2 protein-coding genes are annotated in these 1,535 nt (G+C 48.2%); both read left to right on the top strand.

Annotation, left to right across the window (positions count from 1 at the left end):
• A partial coding sequence (locus tag K8R76_07575; GenBank protein ID MCD4848033.1) for a methionine ABC transporter ATP-binding protein occupies positions 1-206 on the top strand: 206 nt, incomplete at its 5' end.
• Positions 207-218: 12 nt separating this feature from the next.
• A complete protein-coding gene (gene phnM, locus K8R76_07570) occupies positions 219-1,385 on the top strand; it encodes a phosphonate metabolism protein PhnM (GenBank protein MCD4848032.1) in 1,167 nt (388 codons plus the stop codon).
• Positions 1,386-1,535 lie beyond the last annotated feature (150 nt).

Raw genomic sequence — 1,535 nt, 5'->3', positions numbered from 1 at the left:
AGCCCACATCTGCGCTTGACCCGGAATCAACCGCGGTTGTGGTCAAGATGCTCAGGGAGGTAAAGGGCAAGACCACTATGATAGGCATATTCCATGACCTGTCTGTTGTACGGGAGGTGGCTGACCGGGTTATTGTTATGAAGAACAACCGGATGGTTGGAATCAAAACACCTGAAGATATCCCTGGTAGTGGTACAGTTGATTGATATGAGGCTTGGGTGAGTAATATGAAACTTGGTATAATAAACGGACAGATAATAACACCGGATCGTGTTATCGAAAAAGGATGTGTGGGGATCGAAGACGGTAAGATCATAGATATCCGGGATACTTTACCAAATACATCCGGCAATGTGATCGATGCGAAAGGGGGGTATGTGATGCCTGGTATCATTGATATTCACGGTGATGATCTCGAAACGGCCATCTCACCACGACCTTCGTCACGATTTCCTGTAGACTTTGCGCTGCTGCAGCTCGACAGAAGTAACGCAGTATGCGGCATTACAACGAAATTACATGCTATCGCATATTTTGAGGATGAATTAAAGGGGCGTCACGTGGGTCTTTCAAAAGAGATCGCCAAAACGATAGCACACTGCCGGTACGGGCTCCATACGAATCATTTTTTGCATGTCAGGTGCGAGATCAGCACTGATCTTGAGGATGTGCTTGAGGTGATCGAAAATCCTCTCGTCAAACTTGTATCATTGATGGACCACACCCCTGGACAGGGACAGTTTTTAGATCCGGAACAATACAGGGAGTACCATAAGAGGATATACGGATTAAACGATGCCGAAATCGATGGGATAATCAGGAAGAAATCGGGTTATGCAAACATAAAGGTGCAAAACATGCGCGAAGTTGCCAAAAAAGCACTGGCAAAAAGAATATCGATCGCATCACATGACGACGATAGTTCACAGAAGGTGGAACTGGTACACAGCATCGGGGCACGCATCTCTGAGTTCCCGGTAACACTTGATGCGGCAAATCGGAGTCGTGAACTCGGCATGACCATTTGTATGGGCGCCCCGAATGTTGTGCTCGGCAGGTCAACATCAGGCAATCTCAGTTCCATCCAGGCGGTGACTGCCGGCCTTGTCGATGTCCTGTGCTCGGATTACAATCCGGCATCCATGCTCTACTCACTCTTTATTCTGTGGAAGCAGGGGATCCTGAGCCTGCCTGATGCTGTTAAAATGGTCACACTCAATCCTGCTAAAGCAGTGTGTATGGATTATGCGACCGGCTCGATCGAGGTCGGAAAACGTGCAGATATACTTGTCGTGACCGAACAGATGGGCATTCCTGTGGTGGCACGTACGATCGTTAACGGAGAGGTTGTCTATGCAGGAGGTGGTGCGGTATGCACAGGATAGGTGCGGCACTGGATATTCGTTTCGGGAAAAATACCCTCCAGTTCCTGGATTTCCTGCATTCCAACGGATTTGATCATATCGAGATCAAGAAGGACAACGATCATGTCTATGGAGAAGTAAAACCTGCCGAACTGGAAAGGACCCTCTCCG

It is taken from the genome of Candidatus Aegiribacteria sp. (assembly GCA_021108435.1).
Lineage (GTDB): Bacteria > Fermentibacterota > Fermentibacteria > Fermentibacterales > JCC-6 > Aegiribacteria.
The sequence above is the reverse complement of the archived record's forward strand: the minus strand, read 5'-3'. Positions and strand labels throughout refer to the sequence as shown.